This is a genomic window from Bacillus sp. SG-1 (assembly GCF_000181495.1).
Taxonomy (GTDB): domain Bacteria; phylum Bacillota; class Bacilli; order Bacillales; family Bacillaceae_B; genus Rossellomorea.
Genome location: NZ_ABCF01000008.1, coordinates 69,195 through 84,896 on the forward strand (window position 1 = coordinate 69,195; position 15,702 = coordinate 84,896).

At 42.6% G+C, this 15,702-nt stretch carries 14 protein-coding genes; 9 read left to right on the top strand and 5 right to left on the bottom strand.

The window, feature by feature from the left end; translation table 11 throughout:
• Positions 1-30: 30 nt before the first annotated feature.
• Complete coding sequence (locus BSG1_RS07410) at positions 31-927, bottom strand: glycerophosphodiester phosphodiesterase (RefSeq protein ID WP_156791430.1); 897 nt, start codon at positions 925-927, stop codon at positions 31-33.
• A gap of 222 nt (positions 928-1,149) precedes the next feature.
• On the opposite strand from BSG1_RS07410, the gene BSG1_RS07415 reads away from it, so the two are divergent.
• Positions 1,150-2,010: an amidase domain-containing protein gene (locus BSG1_RS07415; protein WP_006836341.1), complete on the top strand. Its 861-nt coding sequence runs from the start codon at positions 1,150-1,152 to the stop codon at positions 2,008-2,010.
• 65 nt (positions 2,011-2,075) lie between these two features.
• Positions 2,076-2,558 carry a tRNA (uridine(34)/cytosine(34)/5-carboxymethylaminomethyluridine(34)-2'-O)-methyltransferase TrmL gene (trmL, locus tag BSG1_RS07420; RefSeq protein WP_006836342.1) on the top strand — a complete coding sequence of 161 codons (483 nt, stop codon included), beginning with the start codon at positions 2,076-2,078 and terminating at the stop codon, positions 2,556-2,558.
• A 511-nt stretch (positions 2,559-3,069) separates the two neighbouring features.
• Here the strand turns inward: trmL and BSG1_RS07425 are convergent.
• Complete coding sequence (locus tag BSG1_RS07425) at positions 3,070-4,515, bottom strand: DEAD/DEAH box helicase (RefSeq protein ID WP_006836343.1); 1,446 nt, start codon at positions 4,513-4,515, stop codon at positions 3,070-3,072.
• 328 nt (positions 4,516-4,843) lie between these two features.
• Here BSG1_RS07425 and BSG1_RS07430 point away from each other — a divergent pair, with 328 nt between their 5' ends.
• The 7 genes from BSG1_RS07430 (at position 4,844) to proC (ending at position 13,387) form a co-directional block, all read left to right on the top strand.
• Positions 4,844-5,290 (top strand): DUF4385 domain-containing protein, encoded by a 447-nt coding sequence (locus BSG1_RS07430; RefSeq protein ID WP_044022560.1) that lies wholly within the window; start codon positions 4,844-4,846, stop codon positions 5,288-5,290.
• A gap of 241 nt (positions 5,291-5,531) precedes the next feature.
• Positions 5,532-6,281: an oxygen-insensitive NADPH nitroreductase gene (gene nfsA, locus BSG1_RS07435; protein ID WP_006836345.1), complete on the top strand. Its 750-nt coding sequence runs from the start codon at positions 5,532-5,534 to the stop codon at positions 6,279-6,281.
• A 383-nt stretch (positions 6,282-6,664) separates the two neighbouring features.
• Complete coding sequence (locus BSG1_RS07440; RefSeq protein ID WP_006836347.1) at positions 6,665-8,560, top strand: PrkA family serine protein kinase; 1,896 nt, start codon at positions 6,665-6,667, stop codon at positions 8,558-8,560.
• A 1,297-nt stretch (positions 8,561-9,857) separates the two neighbouring features.
• Positions 9,858-11,024 (top strand): sporulation protein YhbH, encoded by a 1,167-nt coding sequence (yhbH, locus tag BSG1_RS07445; RefSeq protein ID WP_006836348.1) that lies wholly within the window; start codon positions 9,858-9,860, stop codon positions 11,022-11,024.
• A gap of 150 nt (positions 11,025-11,174) precedes the next feature.
• Positions 11,175-12,197, top strand: coding sequence for a phosphotransferase enzyme family protein (locus BSG1_RS07450; protein WP_006836349.1), 1,023 nt, complete (start codon positions 11,175-11,177; stop codon positions 12,195-12,197).
• Between the two features lie 52 nt (positions 12,198-12,249).
• A complete protein-coding gene (locus BSG1_RS07455; RefSeq protein WP_044022561.1) occupies positions 12,250-12,519 on the top strand; it encodes a hypothetical protein in 270 nt (89 codons plus the stop codon).
• Between the two features lie 61 nt (positions 12,520-12,580).
• Positions 12,581-13,387 carry a pyrroline-5-carboxylate reductase gene (gene proC / locus BSG1_RS07460; protein WP_006836351.1) on the top strand — a complete coding sequence of 269 codons (807 nt, stop codon included), beginning with the start codon at positions 12,581-12,583 and terminating at the stop codon, positions 13,385-13,387.
• Positions 13,388-13,441: 54 nt separating this feature from the next.
• Here the strand turns inward: proC and BSG1_RS07465 are convergent, their stop codons facing one another.
• The 3 genes from BSG1_RS07465 to BSG1_RS07475 all read right to left on the bottom strand — a co-directional run bounded on the left by BSG1_RS07465 (position 13,442) and on the right by BSG1_RS07475 (position 15,635).
• Complete coding sequence (locus tag BSG1_RS07465; protein WP_044022562.1) at positions 13,442-14,107, bottom strand: SIMPL domain-containing protein; 666 nt, start codon at positions 14,105-14,107, stop codon at positions 13,442-13,444.
• 9 nt (positions 14,108-14,116) lie between these two features.
• Complete coding sequence (locus tag BSG1_RS21320) at positions 14,117-14,593, bottom strand: transporter (RefSeq protein ID WP_083802861.1); 477 nt, start codon at positions 14,591-14,593, stop codon at positions 14,117-14,119.
• A gap of 94 nt (positions 14,594-14,687) precedes the next feature.
• The gene (locus tag BSG1_RS07475) at positions 14,688-15,635 is read right to left on the bottom strand and encodes an L-lactate dehydrogenase (RefSeq protein ID WP_006836354.1); all 948 of its coding nucleotides are present in this window, start codon (positions 15,633-15,635) and stop codon (positions 14,688-14,690) included.
• Positions 15,636-15,702 lie beyond the last annotated feature (67 nt).

Genomic DNA, 15,702 nt, shown 5'->3' on the forward strand with positions numbered 1-15,702 from the left:
AGTGTTGTCGGAGGGAATGATGAGCAAAAATCACTTTTTAAAAAGAAGCAAGGCTAGAAACGTAATGGCACTGATAATTAATGAGGTTTTCTCAAGTAAACTGGTGGATGAATAATATTGTTCGTCAGGATAATTTGTGATGATTCCATTCACATTGAGGTTGCGTAAGCTCTGTGCAGTTTTTGAATCAGAAACTGTCCACGTAAAGACATTCAGGTTTCGTTCTTTAGCCTGCTGCATGAAGCTGGCATCTACAAGGGTTGCTTTAGGATTGATAAAGGAGGCGAATCCATCGATTGCAAACAGGTCTTCCCCTGAGGAGAATTCAGAAGTTCCAATAATGATTCCAGTAGGGATCACAGGCAGCAGTTGATGAAATTCCTGAATGGACTGTTTATCAAACGACTGGACAATAATGGGGGATAGTGTATATCCCGCCTTCAACCTTTTGGTTAAAAGCTCAGCCAGTTCTTCCTCGATATCAGGGTAAATAGAGGGGTGTTTGAGTTCAATCAGAATTCCAGTTCGTCCTTCATACCGGTCGAGTATAGTTTCAAGGGTAGGAACTTTTTCTCCTTTGAATCTTGGACTGAACCAGCTCCCGGCGTCAAGAGCTGCCAAATCGTCGTAAGTCAAGTTCTTAATGCGTCCTGTTCCATTGGTTGTCCGGTCAACAGTCACATCATGCATGGCAACAAGTTTTCCGTCCTTTGTCATTTGAACATCAACCTCGATGTAATCGGCGCCAAGGTTGACAGCCATATCAAAGGCAGAGAGAGTGTTTTCAGGTGCTAAGGCAGAAGCACCGCGGTGAGCAACAATTAAAGTATCATTACCCTTGTCGCTGGCAAAGGATCCTGTCATTCCATTCAGGAAACAGAACACAGAAAAACTGAGAAACAAAGAGAGAAGTATTTTGATAAGCATTCCTCCTTTCAACCTATTCAGCCCTTTCCCTTCATTACCCTTCTTCACTCGGGTTTTACACCCGCATTGTCCTTATATATTAAATTATGCAAAATTGGGACGGATGGTCAGCAAAACGGGCTTTATATTTTTAATGCTTTCGGGGAGATAGTGCAGACGAAAAATAAGTTTTGCCGGGCTTCCATTCATCATAGGTATTAATGAGAGAAGGAGGCTGAAAAGATGAGAAAGCAACTGATAGCAAGACTGGAGGAGAGAATAGCAAATTTCATAGATGGTGAAGGGTCTGACAAACTACAACGAAAGAATGAGTTGCTGAGAAAAAGAAATGGAGAAATCGTAAAAGTCGAAGGAACAGGAAGAATTGAAAAAGTTGAAAGAGTCGAAGGTGGAAGCAGGGCAGATTACACGCTTCACCTGAAATATTTGGTCAAACAAAAGAACCTGATGCATATAGAAGAAGAAATTGAACCAAGAGAGGCTTTCTTTTACAAAGGCAAACTTGTCAGTGATGATGAACTTCCAGTTGACTACAGCCAGCAGTCACAGCCTGAAATCAACTTCCGTGATGGGGAAGAAGAAGAAAGGATCGCCTATCAATACGATCGGTTAAAAGCTGTTCAGTATGCAGAAAAATGGTGGAACAGTTACAATCCCGCCTATAAAAAGTTTGAAGTCGATTGTACAAACTTCATCTCTCAATGCCTTCATGCTGGCAACGCGCCAATGAGAGGATATCCAGGCCGTGGAAGAGGCTGGTGGATGAGAGACAACAATTGGAGTTACAGCTGGTCTGTAGCCAATTCACTTCGCCTATATCTTCCTTCTTCCAATTCCGGCCTGAGAGCGGAAGAAGTCTCAGGCCCGGAAGAATTAAAGCTCGGGGATGTAATCTGTTACGACTTTGAAGGAGACGGCCGATACAATCATAATACGATTGTGACTTCCAAGGACGCCTATGGAATGCCGTTGGTCAATGCCCACACCACAAACAGCAGGCTAAGGTACTGGAGTTATGAAGATTCAACCGCGTATACTTCTGATATCAAATATAAGTTCTTCACAATTGTAGATGATCACTAAATTATTGTCCTTGGAGCAAACGGTGGTATAATGTCACATAGAGTTTATTATCGAGGTGACGAATAGTGGGTATACATGTAGTACTATATCAACCAGAGATTCCTGCAAACACCGGAAATATCGCACGGACATGTGCAGCAACTGACACGACTCTTCATCTGATCAGACCCTTAGGTTTTTCAACAGACGATAAAATGCTGCGCAGAGCGGGACTTGATTACTGGCAGTTTGTAGAAATCAACTACTATGATTCCATTGAGGAATTCTTTGAAAAAAATGAAGGCGGTGAATTTTACTATCTCACAAAATACGGTGAGAATGTCCATTCCGGCTATGATTACAGCAATAAGGAGAAGGATTATTACTTCATCTTTGGAAGAGAGACAACCGGACTTCCGGATGAAGTCATCGAAAACAACAAGGATCGCTGCCTTAGAATTCCGATGAATAACAATGCCCGCTCCCTTAACCTTTCCAATACGGCTGCAATTCTTGTATATGAAGCGTTGCGCCAGCAGGATTACTTGCAACTGAATAAAAAATTGTAAAAGGACTGGATGTTGTCTGGTTCTTTTTTTTGCTTAATTTGTTTTGTTCTTCATAAAGGCTGGGTTTATTTACGCTTTAGGTGGAGTGTATCTGCTTTAGGATGTCAAGCTTTCTCAAGACAGTTTTGGCTCTCAGTGCTGTGGTTGATGTCCTTGAAGGAGTTTCTCAAGGCAGTCTCGGCTGTCAATTCGGTGGTTGATGTCCTTGAGGAAGGATCTCAAGACACTTTTGGTTGCCAATTCGTGAGTTGATGTCCTTGAGGAGGGTTCTCAAGACACTTTCGGCTCCAAATTCGAGGATTGATCTCCTAGAAGGGGTAGCCAAGAACTGACGCACTTAGGTAACCTATTATTTTGGTTGATAGGGGAACCGTACTATAATTCAATAAGGATAATTAGAAGTTGCCATGTAAGGTAGCTTTGGCTCTCTGAACCTTATGATTCTAAAGAAAAGCAAATATCCCCCCTCATCATTTAAAACAAGGGGGGATCGCATTTTCTATACCATCTATTATTTAATTGCTTTACTCACTTTTAACTTCTTACCTTTGACCGTCGCCTTCTCCATGGCTTGTAAAACCAAGGAGCCCTTTCCATTCAGAATGTCTACATAAGACATTTGATCATGTATGGTGATAATGCCTATATCATCTGCAGAGACGCCAGGGATTTTTGCGATCGTTCCGACAAAATCAACAGCGCGGATTTTCTTCTTTTTACCTCCGGTGAAATGGAGTTTCATAATATCTTGATTGATGCGGGCGGTTTTATTATTCCTTACAACGCGTCTGCCGCTGAGTTTTTCTTCGAAAGCAGCTTTTCCAGCAGCCACTTCGGAATGGCTTGGAGCTTCTACTGCAGGTAGTTCAAAGCCGATGTATCTTTCAATTGCTTTGATGAATTTTCCTTCATAAGGAGTTGATAATGTAATGGCTTTTCCTTTATTTCCGGCACGGCCGGTTCTTCCGGTACGGTGCACGTAGCTCTCTTTTTCCATGGGAACATCATAGTTGATGACCAGTGTCACATTATCAATATCAATCCCTCTTGCAGCTACATCAGTCGCCACAAGATAGCGGAAGTTCCCCAGTTTGAATCCTTCCATAACAGAGAATCTGTCTTCTTGTTCCAGCCCCCCATGGAGTCTCTCACAAGGATATCCGGCCTTTTCGAGTTCAGAATACACTGTATCCACGTTTTCCTTTGTCCGGCAGAAAATCAGGCAGCTGTCAGGATTTTCTACTACTGTGATGTCTTTAAGGAGTGAGATTTTTTCTTCTTCTCTCACTTCAATTAAGGAATGTTCAATGGTATCAGCTGTCACCCCGGTTGATTCAATCTCAATCTGAAGAGGATTGTTCATGTATTTATGGCAAAGATTTTCAACGTCTTTAGGCAAGGTAGCGGAAAACACCATTGTTACACGATTTGAAGGCAGCTCTTTAATAATCGCTTCCACTTCATCGATGAAACCTCTATTAAGCATCTCATCTGCTTCATCAATGATAAGATACTTGATTTGATTCAGGTCTAACGTTTCTCTTTCAATGTGGTCCATGACCCGGCCAGGCGTACCAACGACTACATGAGTTTTTTGTTTTAGCTCATCCTTTTGTTTTGAAAAAGGTTCTTTTCCATAAACGGCCACTGCTTTAATGCGTTTAAACCTTCCGATATTCGTGATATCTTCGCGTACTTGAACCGCAAGCTCCCTGGTTGGGGTAAGGATTAATGCCTGTGGCTTTTTCTCTTCCCATTCAATCATATCGGAAACAGGGATGCCAAAGGCGGCAGTCTTTCCGCTACCTGTTTGGGCTTTAACGACAAGATCTTGATTTTCCAATGCAGATGGAATGACTTTATTTTGGACTTCAGTTGGCGTTTCATATTTTAAAACAGCTAGTGCTCTTTGTATCTCTTCACTTACATGATAATCCGCAAAACTTTTTTTACTCATTATTCAACCTCTTTATTTGTTTTTTCGTCCTATGTATAGGATTCTCTTCAAGAAACATCGTATGCATTATCGGAATATGGTTCATTATACTTGAAAAGTGAGGACAAATCGCTTTTATTACAAATTTTTAAAATAAGGAGACTCTCCCAACCTCTGAAACAGCCGGGGGAAAGGAGAATTTGTGCCATTTGTTAACATTTGGAACTTCACATATCATCTATGCATCTGCAGAGGGACAGGAATCAATAAGAACCCGAAGCACTGAATAGTTTTTTGAGGCATACAAAATGGAGACCGAGGGTAAACCTCACATAAAAGGATGATAGCCATGGCTTTTAACTATGATTTGGACTTTGTAAAAATCGATTTTCGCAAAAATCCTGAATTGTACAGGGTTGGCAGGGGAGAACAAGGGGTGCTGCTGGTGGAGCCTTACAAAAGTGAAATCCTGCCGCATTGGCGATTCAAGACCCCTGAAATAGCGGAGGAGTCATCCGATAAAATTTATCAGATGTTTCTCGATTATAAGGAGAAAGACGATTTTGTCGGCATGGACATGGCCAGGAAATTTCTACAGATGGGATATACACGAGCACGCCGATACACGAATTACAAAGGCGGGAAGAAATATGACGGGAATGGCGAGATAAACGAAAGGCAGAATGATCCGGAGAAGGCAGAATCAGCGGCCATCTTTATGGGAAAATGGAAGCTTGCGAGAGAGGATAAAGATTATCTTGAGCGGAAAAAAGACCACCAGAAGAAATATGGATAAAGGTAAGGGTGCCTGGTCCCGGCTCCGGTTACTTTGAAAGAGAGTCAACCGGGCTTCATGAAGTCATTGAGATAATAAGCCCCGCCGCCTTTTGAGTACAGCAGAAATTGGCTTTCGCCACCTCTAACAAATTTACATGCAACTAAAAAAGGACGGGATGTTCCCGGTTCTTTTTATTTGTCTTGTGATAGGTGTAACCTTAACATAGAGGATAAAATAGATATTGGGAGGTTTTTAATATATGAATTCAACAATAGAGACGATTTTATCCCATAAGTCAGTGAGGAAGTTCAAGGATGAAGAACTGACGAGGGAACAAATTGAAACATTGGTCAGGAGTGCCCAGGCAGCATCGACCTCCAGCATGATTCAGGCCTATACGATCATCGGGGTTACGGATCCAAAAAAGAAAGCAGAGCTTGCTGCTATTGCCGGTAATCAAAGCTATGTGGAAGAAAACGGCCACTTCTTTGTATTCTGTGCAGACCTTTACCGTCACGAGGTCATTGGGGAAAATGAAGAAGCAGACGTAACCGAATCACTCCAAAGTACGGAAAAATTCATGGTTGCGGTGATAGATGCTGCACTTGCTGCACAAAATGCTAGTGTCGCCGCCGAATCAATGGGCCTCGGAATCTGTTACATAGGCGGCATCCGAAATGACTTAAATGCGGTGTGTGAAGTACTGGAGATCCCGGACAGAGTTATTCCTTTATTCGGACTGGCAGTGGGGACTCCTGATGAAGATAATGATCTCAAACCGAGAAGACCGCTGTCCCACGTCTACCATGAAAATGCATATAGGTCTGATAAAGAAACAGTGGCAAAAGAACTGGAAGAATATGATGCAACCATTTCTGAGTATTATTCAGAGCGAACCAATGGAAAAAGGACGGATACTTGGTCAGCTCAAATGGCAAGGATGTTGTCAGCCAAAAAGCGCATGTATATGAAAGAGTTTGTTGAGAAAAAGAAGTATGACTTGAAATGAGCTCGGTTTGAAAGCTGTTGAACTTAACATAAAAGCCCCCTGCCATCGTCGGCAGGGGGCTTTCTTTCTAAAATCAGTCTTTGTTTGTACCTGGCTTGTTATCGTAACCGGCAGTAAAGATCGCTGTAAGGAATGCAGCACATACGCCCAAAATAAGAATTGTACCCATATCTATGTATTCCTCCTCGTATCGTTGTTTCGTTGTCAATCCTTCTCTTAGTATAGCCTATTTCCCTGATTATGTGAATGTTAAGCCGATTTTTTTCGGGTAATATTTGAAAACTTTTCGAACATCAGGACAATTTTCTTTATTTAGCATGATTGTCTATCTGAGGGCATAGAGTATAATAATCGCTCTCAACAAGTGACAGGGGAGGTCCTTTATGGATATTTTAAAAAAGGTTGAAGGCTATCGTGTTGAAGAAGAAAAGTTGAAATGGGAAGGTACATTTGCAGATTATCTGGATATTATCAAAGAGAGACCTATTGTAGCTCAGTCAGCACATTCACGTGTGTTCAATATGATTCAAGATGCAGGGGTAGAAGAAGTTAATGGGAAAAGAAAATATAAATTCTTCAGCAACCAGCTGTTCGGGCTGGAGGAAGCTTTGGAGAGGCTGGTTGAAGAATATTTTCATCCCGCTGCGAAAAGGCTCGATGTCAGAAAAAGAATCCTGCTATTGATGGGTCCTGTCAGTGGTGGTAAATCGACATTGGTTTCGATGTTAAAGAGAGGGCTGGAAGCATATTCCCGTACAGACCGGGGTGCAATTTACGCAATTAAAGGATGTCCGATGCATGAAGATCCGCTGCATTTGATTCCACAGCATTTGCGGGAGGACTTCTTTGACGAATATGGAATCAGGATAGAAGGTAATCTTTCGCCGTTGAACACGATGAGAGTCGAGAAAGAGTACAGCGGGCGGATTGAAGATGTTTTGGTTGAAAGGATTTTCTTTTCCGAAGACAAACGGGTCGGTGTCGGCACATTCAGTCCATCAGATCCAAAATCACAGGATATTGCCGATTTGACGGGAAGCATCGATTTCTCAACCATAGCTGAATATGGTTCAGAATCAGATCCACGTGCCTATCGATTTGATGGAGAACTAAATAAGGCGAACCGCGGCCTCATGGAATTCCAGGAAATGCTCAAGTGTGATGAGAAGTTTCTGTGGCATTTGCTGTCTTTAACACAGGAAGGAAACTTCAAAGCAGGAAGGTTCGCCTTGATTTCCGCTGATGAGCTGGTCGTCGCTCACACGAATGAAACAGAGTATAGATCCTTTATTTCGAATAAGAAAAATGAGGCATTACACTCGAGGATCATCGTCATGCCAGTTCCATATAACCTTAAAGTGACTCAGGAAGAAAAGATTTATGAAAAAATGATCAGTGAGAGCGATGTGTCGGGTGTTCATATTGCCCCACATACATTAAGGGTTGCCGCCATGTTTACAATCCTGACTCGTCTGAAGGAACCGAAACGCGGTGACATTGATTTAATAAAGAAGATGAGGTTGTATGATGGAGAAAGCGTCGAAGGCTTCAACTCTGCCGATGTCGAGGAGATGAAAAAAGAGTATCAGGATGAAGGGATGAGCGGAATCGATCCGCGTTATGTCATCAACCGTATCTCTTCTACAATCATCCGCAAAGAAATGTCATCAATCAACGCCCTGGATGTCCTTCGTTCGCTAAAAGAAGGGCTGGATCAACATCCATCGATTACCCAGGAATTAAGGGAGAAATACCTGAACTTTATTTCCGTTGCCCGGAAAGAATATGATGATATCGCCAAGAAAGAAGTCCAAAAAGCGTTTGTGTACTCCTATGAAGAATCTGCGAAAACGCTTATGGACAATTACCTGGATAACGTAGAAGCATACTGTAATAAGGCGAAGCTGCGTGACCCGCTGACGGGTGAAGAAATTAACCCTGACGAAAAACTAATGCGCTCGATTGAAGAGCAGATCGGTATCTCTGAAAATGCGAAAAAAGCATTCCGTGAAGAGATTCTAATCCGCATTTCAGCATATGCACGTAAAGGGAAAAGATTTGACTATAACTCTCACGACCGCTTGAGAGAAGCCATCCAGAAGAAGCTGTTTGCCGATCTTAAGGACGTCGTCAAAATCACAACTTCATCCAAAACTCCTGATGAACAACAGCTGAAAAAGGTCAATGAAGTGGTTGCAAGATTGATTGACGAATACGGTTATAATTCGACTTCAGCCAATGACTTGTTAAAGTACGTTGGAAGCCTGTTAAACCGATAATCACATTCAAAGAAAGAGCTGGCAGCCTTATTATGGGGCTGCCGGCTTTCTATTTATTTGTCCCTTTAGCATTTTTATAACGTATTGTAAAACAACTACATTTTTTGTCATGCCTGGAGATTAATAGATGCTGGATGAAACCGAACGGAATTAGGGCATCATCCTGGATCGCCGTGATATATGATGTGTGAAAACAAGCGGAATTAGGGCATCATTTTAGGCTGCTGTGAAAAATGATGTAGGGAAACAAGAGGAATTAGGGCATCATTCTGGGCCGGTGTGATAAATGATGTTTGAAAACAAGTGGAATTAGGACAACATCCTGGGCAACCGCAATAAATGATGTATGAAAACAAGCGGAATTAGGACATCATTCTGGGCCGCCGTGAAAAATGATGTGTGAAACAATCGGAATTAGGGCATCATTCTGGGCTGCCGTGAAAAATGATGTAGGAAAACAATCGGAATTAGAGCATCATTCTGGGCCACCGTGATAAATGATGTAGGAAAACAAGCGGAATTGGGGCATCATTCTGGGCCGCCGTGATATATGATGTGTGAAAACAAGCGGAATTAGGACATCATTCTGGGCCGCCGTGAAAAATGATGTAGGAAAGCAATCGAAATTAGGGCATCATTCTGGGCTGCCGTGAAAAATGATGTAGGAAAACAATCGGAATTAGGGCATCATTCTGGGCCGCCGTGAAAAATGATGTATGAAAGCAAGTGGAATTAGGACATCATTCCAGGCTGGTGTGAAAAATGATGTAGGAAAACAAGAGGAATTAGGGCATCAATCTGGGACGCCGTGAAAAATGATGCATGAAAACAATCTCAATTAGAGCATCATCCTTGGAAGCGACAAGATGAAGATTAGCACAACTAGGGCGGAGTGGAGTAAAAGAGGCAGCGAGGGCGATTCGTGCGAGTCGTTTAGTGGACATGAGTTTAAGAGTCAAAACAGATAGTCATAAATCTACTGAAGAGACTGCAAAGCACTGATGATCCAGAAATGTTTAGCCGCCCATTTTTCATTTTCTTCCCATTTTTACTCATAAGCAGACGGCCCCGTTAATACTTATTTATACACACCTGATAATAAATGAAATAGAGGCTTGTCCATTTAATAGGTGAACGTACAATTGTCGAAATTATTTGTAAATTTATTGCCGGTTCTGCATAGTATAGAGTAATCAGCAATTGTTTTACCACTGCTGCTTTTTATTTTCAGCACTCGAGACAGTATATGCAAACAGTTGTATCTTTGTGAAAAAATTAAATAAGGAGGGGAAATAGAATGAGTCAATTGGATAATCATCAGTTTGTGATTTCAAAGGAAGACTGGTCCCTCCACCGCAAAGGCTATGATGATCAGCAGAGGCATCAGGAAAAAGTTCAAGATGCCATAAAAAACAATCTGCCAGATTTAATCTCCGAGGAAAATATCATTATGTCAAACGGCCGAGACGTTGTGAAGATTCCGATACGATCATTGGATGAATACAAAATCCGCTATAATCATGATAAGAATAAACACGTTGGTCAAGGACAGGGAGACAGTCAGGTTGGAGATGTGGTAGCTCGAGACGGCTCACAGCAAAAAGGTCCTGGTAAAGGCCAAGGCGCAGGGGATCAGGCTGGAGAAGATTACTATGAAGCGGAAGTTTCTATGATGGAGATTGAAGAGGCACTGTTCAGCCAACTGGAACTGCCCAACTTGAAGAAGAAAGAACAAGATATCCAAACGGTGGAGAATATAGAATTCAATGATATCCGTAAAACTGGATTGATGGGCAACATTGATAAGAAAAAAACGATGATGACAGCTTTTAAAAGAAATGCAATAAGCGGAAAACCGAGCTTTCACCCGATTTATCAGGAAGATTTGAAATTCAGGACATGGAATGAAGTTTTGAAACCAGAGTCAAAAGCGGTCGTACTTGCGATGATGGACACAAGTGGAAGTATGGGAGTATGGGAAAAATACATGGCGAGGAGTTTCTTCTTCTGGATGACCCGTTTTCTCCGTACCAAGTATGAAACGGTGGAGATAGAGTTCATTGCCCACCATACCGAAGCCAAAGTCGTATCAGAAGAGCACTTCTTCTCAAGGGGAGAAAGCGGCGGAACGATTTGTTCATCGGCTTACCGAAAAGCATTGGAACTCATTGAAACGAAGTATCAGCCTACAAGATATAATATTTATCCATTCCATTTTTCAGATGGCGACAACTTAACCTCAGACAATGTCAGGTGTGTAAAACTGGTAGAAGAACTGATGAAGGTCTCAAATATGTTCGGTTACGGAGAAGTCAACCAGTATAATCGCCATTCCACTTTGATGAGTGCATACAAAAACATCAAAGATGAACAATTCAGGCACTTCATTTTGAAGCAAAAAGCAGATGTATTCCATGCTATGAGGAGCTTCTTCAAAAAAGAAGAAAATAAGATGTACGCATAAAAGACAGGGAAACCTGTCTTTTATTTTGCTTTAGCCCTTTAAACCACTAAGAGGGACTGTCCCTCTTAGTGGTTTAAAGGGCTAAAGCGCTTGAAGGGAAATGGGTCTGTCTAGCGAATGTATTAATGAAATAACTTATGGGGGTTGAGAATGGAAAAGTGGGTTGAGGAATTATTTAACGAAGATATTCTAAGGAGAGCTGCTGAGTTTTATGGCGGTGATAGTTCAAACGCCAAAAAGCTTGGTGACTTTGAAAATTATGTTTACGAGATTCATAAAGGCAATACACCTTACATACTCCGCCTGACGCATAGCTCACACCGAAATAAAGAGCAGGTAGAGGCCGAGTTGGAATGGGTCAACTATCTGCATTCTCAAGGAGTGAATGTCTCACTTGTCAGTCATTCTAATGAAGGCAATCTTGTAGAAGAGATACCAGCAGGCGGATCAGCCTTCTACGTTTGCCTGTTTGATAAAGCTCCTGGAGTTCCAGTCAGTGTGAAATCCGATATGATGAACCCTCTTCTTTATGAAGAATGGGGAAGAACGATTGGGAAAATGCACAGGGTCACAAAAAATTACAAGCAGGCTCATATAGCAAGGGAACATTGGTATGAAGACGATCTATTAAAAAATATGAGCAGCTATCTCCCAAAAGAGGATGCTGGTATAGCATTAGAGGGGAAGGAATTAATGGGAAAGCTTCTTTCTTTGCCTACGGAGAAAGATGAATACGGACTAATACACTCTGATATTCATTCAGGCAATTTCTTCTGCCATGAAGGGGAAATCCACGTTTTTGACTTTGATGACAGTTCCTACCATTGGTTTGCCAGTGACATTGCGATCCCTCTGTACTACTCGACGTGGGCGAAGGTGGGCAGTAAAAGCCTCCAGGAACGTTCTGTTTTTGGAGAAGAGTTTCTCACTCATTTTTTGAAAGGGTATTTCAGAGAAAACACTCTTGAGGAAGTGTGGATCAAAAGAATTCCCCTGTTCTTAAAGCTCCGGGATATCATCCTTTATTCGGTCTTCCACAAGAAGTTTGACATGAGCCACTTATCGGAGTGGGAAGAGGGAGCGGTGAAGGGGATCAAAGCACGTTTGCTACAAGATGAGCCAATGGTTAGTGTGGACTATGAAAAGATTTTGGGTCATGTAAAGAGTGAATAAGCACCTTGCGGGAAGATGAATAATAACAACACTTAAATCTGGGGTGATGGTGATGTCTTCTGCCAAAAAGGTGATGTTCGCGATTGCCAATGTCTTCATCGGAATTTTATCTGTCTATCTATATATTTATGTGTGGCTGATCTTGGAGATGGTTTCCGGAATAGCCATTCATCCATTCTGGAGTATACTTGCGGGCCTGGCGTTATTTTTCATGATTAATTTTATTTTCCTTCGGCATTTCCGGTTAAAAGAATGGCTGATAGCTTTGGGAATCGCCCTTGGTTCGGCTTTAATTTTTGCATCCATCTTTGCTTTTTCTTGAAATAGCGGGCTTGTTGTAATACTGTAGCAATAGTATTTTATTTAGCACAGGATGTGACCATATGGAAAAGAATATAGGCTTTATTGGGAGCGGGAACATGGCAAAAGCTATTCTTGGAGGCCTGCTTACATCAGGAATTGCACATGCTGGCAATATCATGGCAAGCGCCCTGACAGAAAAAACAATCACCAGTATCAATCATGAATACAATATCCGAACCACAAGGGATAACAAGGAGGTTGCGGCTTCAGCGGACTATCTTTTTCTTGCGGTAAAACCGGATCAGTATGCCGGTGTCATTGAGGAAGTGAGAGAACATATCCAAAAGGACGCCATCGTCATTACAATCGCTGCTGGTGTGACGCTGCACACGTTGGCTGAACAGTTTGGTACTCAGGTTAAAATCGTTCGCACAATGCCTAACACACCATCCTTGGTGGGCGAAGGGATGAGTGCTTTATGTCCGAATGAAAATGTGACAGATGCTGAATTGGAAGAGGTCCTTATGCTATTCGAGAGCTTTGGCAAGGCTGAGGTGCTTGAAGAAAATTTGATGGATGCCGTCCCGGCAGTAAGCGGATCTTCTCCGGCATATGTATTCATGTTCATAGAAGCTCTTGCAGATGGGGCCGTCAAACAGGGCATCTCAAGGGATAAGGCCTATAAAATGGCTGCTCAGGCTGTTTTAGGGGCTGCCAAGATGGTACTCGAAACCGAAACTCATCCGGGAGAATTGAAGGATGCGGTCTGTTCCCCGGGTGGAGTGACCATTGAAGCCGTCAGCACCTTGGAGAAAACAGGATTCCGTGCTTCTGTATTATCCGCGATGGAAAGCTGTTATAAAAAATCCTCCAATATGATTGATTAACAAAAAGGATTTCCTCCAACGGGGAAATCCTTTTTTTATGTTAGGGTGCTCTTTCTATTGCATCAATTTATATTTAACTGTCAAACGCGCAAGGATTCCTACTTCCCCGGGCTGGAGGGGGGCTGTGCTTTCTGCTGCGAGTACATAAGCTTTAGCAGGCCTTGGGATCATGGGAATGCTACTGTCTTCATTGATTTCAAGCGGCATCGGATTCAATGTAGTACCGGCCGACCGTGCAAGAACCTGTGCTTTTTTTAAGGCATCTTCATAGGCTTTTGACAGGGCTTTCTGATAATGGATCTGTGGTTCCGCTATGGCAAATTCCACCCGCTCGATGATATTCGCCCCATTCCCGACAGCATCATCAATGACTTCTCCGATTTTATCTATTTCTCTTATTTTTACTGAAAAGACCTGCCTGACTTCATAACCTTTAAAAACCTGTTTGCCATCAATATAGTCATATTGCGGATATATCTGATATGTGGAAGTTTGAATATCCTTTTCAGCAATGCCGTTTTGTTTGAAGGAATTTAAGACAGCTGTGCTGACCTCGTTATTTTTCCGCTGTGCTTTAGTTAATTCCTTATCACTGGTTACAGCCCCGATCTGCGCAATAGCTAAATCAGGTTGGACATCAATTGTTTTTTCTCCAGTTACCGTGACGGTCCGGTTGCTTTTCTTTTCTGCCTGGTTTCTGTAGGGTTGTTGATAATACATGGACATCACCTAAAAACACTGAAAGGAACGGATTCTCCGCAAGTCTGTTCCGAAATACACCCAAGTGAAACCGGTCCATCTGAATCCGGAAATGGAACGGCGTCCAACGAAGACAGGATAGAACCAGAACTGCTGTCCGCCTCTCATCCAGATATAGGTATAACGGTACAGGCATCCCTGTATGGCCCCGGGGTCGACTGCGAATGTGGTGGTTCCTTGACTACTTGTCGTAAGTGTTTGGGCTGAAGACTGTGATGGCGTAAAGGAAGGCGGTGGGCCTGTTGGTGCTTGCATCTGTCCCTGGCCTTGCCCCTGCCCCGTACCAGGCGGTGATGAAGGAAATCCAGGGAATCCTTGGCCGCCCCCTCCTGGCGGGAAACCTGGGAATCCCTGACCGCCACCGCCTGGCGGGAATGAAGGGAATCCTTGACCGCCTTGGCCGGGAGGAGGAAATCCTGGGAAGTGCATTTGACGATAATAATACATAAAAAAATACCCCTCTCAAATATAGTCATTTTCACTATATGCAGAGGGGCATATCCGGGTACCTGCTCAAAGCAGGCGCGGTTTGGATAGAAGGCTACCGTTGAAACGCTTTATCGATGACGTCTTTCAATGTATTTGCTGAATGGGCAAAATGTTCTCTTTCTTTTTCGTGCAGTGGCAATTCAATCACTTTTCGTATCCCACCACGGTTAATGATCGCTGGAACACCAATATATAGTTCATCCATGTCATATTCTCCTTCCAATAAGGCAGAAACAGTCAAAATACTGTTTTCATTGTTAAAAATCGCTTTCGTGATCCTTACCAGCCCCATTGCAATTCCATAATAAGTGGCACCTTTTCTTTCGATGATGTGATAGGCTGCATCACGCACATTCACGAAAATTTCTTCCAGTTCTCTTTGAGTTTGAAGAGAATCCATATTAATCATTTCCCGTAGCGGACTGGCTCCGATTGTGGCATGGCTCCAAACAGGGAATTCGGTATCTCCGTGTTCTCCCATGATATATGCATGGACATTACGGGCATCTACATCAAAATGATCTCCCAACAGATAACGAAGGCGGGCAGTATCCAAAATTGTTCCAGAGCCGATGACACGTTCTTTGGGCAGTCCTGAAAAATGCCATGTTGCATACGTCAGTATATCGACCGGATTAGTCGCGACGAGAAAAATCCCGTCAAATCCGCTTTTCATCACTTCGTTTACAATGCTTTTAAATATATTTATATTTTTATCGACAAGATCTAAACGGGTTTCGCCAGGGGCTTGATTTGCACCAGCCGTAATGACCACAAGATCAGCGTCTCTGCAGTCAATGTAATCGCCGGCCCAAATCTTCATAGGGGAAGAGAAGGGAAGACCATGGTTCAGGTCGCGGGCATCTCCCTCGGCTTTTTCTTTATTCATATCAATCAGCACAAGTTCCCTGGCAGCTCCTTGATTCAACAGTGCAAAGGCATAACTTGATCCTACAAATCCAGTTCCTATTAAAGCGACTTTTCCTTTAAAGTTTGTCATGGATATCACCCTTTTTGAGTTATTAGGATTGTTTATTATCAGTTTGTATTGTGAAAGACTTCACAAA

Excerpts from the sequence above, each read along its gene's own strand:
- BSG1_RS07410 (WP_156791430.1), bottom strand. The coding sequence starts at position 927 with ATGCTTATCAAAATACTTCTCTCTTTGTTTCTCAGTTTTTCTGTGTTC.
- BSG1_RS07465 (WP_044022562.1), bottom strand. The coding sequence starts at position 14,107 with ATGTATTATCAACAACCCTACAGAAACCAGGCAGAAAAGAAAAGCAAC.
- BSG1_RS07415 (WP_006836341.1), top strand. The coding sequence starts at position 1,150 with ATGAGAAAGCAACTGATAGCAAGACTGGAGGAGAGAATAGCAAATTTC.
- BSG1_RS07430 (WP_044022560.1), top strand. The coding sequence starts at position 4,844 with ATGGCTTTTAACTATGATTTGGACTTTGTAAAAATCGATTTTCGCAAA.
- yhbH (WP_006836348.1), top strand. The coding sequence starts at position 9,858 with ATGAGTCAATTGGATAATCATCAGTTTGTGATTTCAAAGGAAGACTGG.
- BSG1_RS07440 (WP_006836347.1), top strand. The coding sequence starts at position 6,665 with ATGGATATTTTAAAAAAGGTTGAAGGCTATCGTGTTGAAGAAGAAAAG.
- BSG1_RS07450 (WP_006836349.1), top strand. The coding sequence starts at position 11,175 with ATGGAAAAGTGGGTTGAGGAATTATTTAACGAAGATATTCTAAGGAGA.
- nfsA (WP_006836345.1), top strand. The coding sequence starts at position 5,532 with ATGAATTCAACAATAGAGACGATTTTATCCCATAAGTCAGTGAGGAAG.
- BSG1_RS07425 (WP_006836343.1), bottom strand. The coding sequence starts at position 4,515 with ATGAGTAAAAAAAGTTTTGCGGATTATCATGTAAGTGAAGAGATACAA.
- BSG1_RS21320 (WP_083802861.1), bottom strand. The coding sequence starts at position 14,593 with ATGTATTATTATCGTCAAATGCACTTCCCAGGATTTCCTCCTCCCGGC.
- proC (WP_006836351.1), top strand. The coding sequence starts at position 12,581 with ATGGAAAAGAATATAGGCTTTATTGGGAGCGGGAACATGGCAAAAGCT.
- BSG1_RS07455 (WP_044022561.1), top strand. The coding sequence starts at position 12,250 with ATGTCTTCTGCCAAAAAGGTGATGTTCGCGATTGCCAATGTCTTCATC.
- BSG1_RS07475 (WP_006836354.1), bottom strand. The coding sequence starts at position 15,635 with ATGACAAACTTTAAAGGAAAAGTCGCTTTAATAGGAACTGGATTTGTA.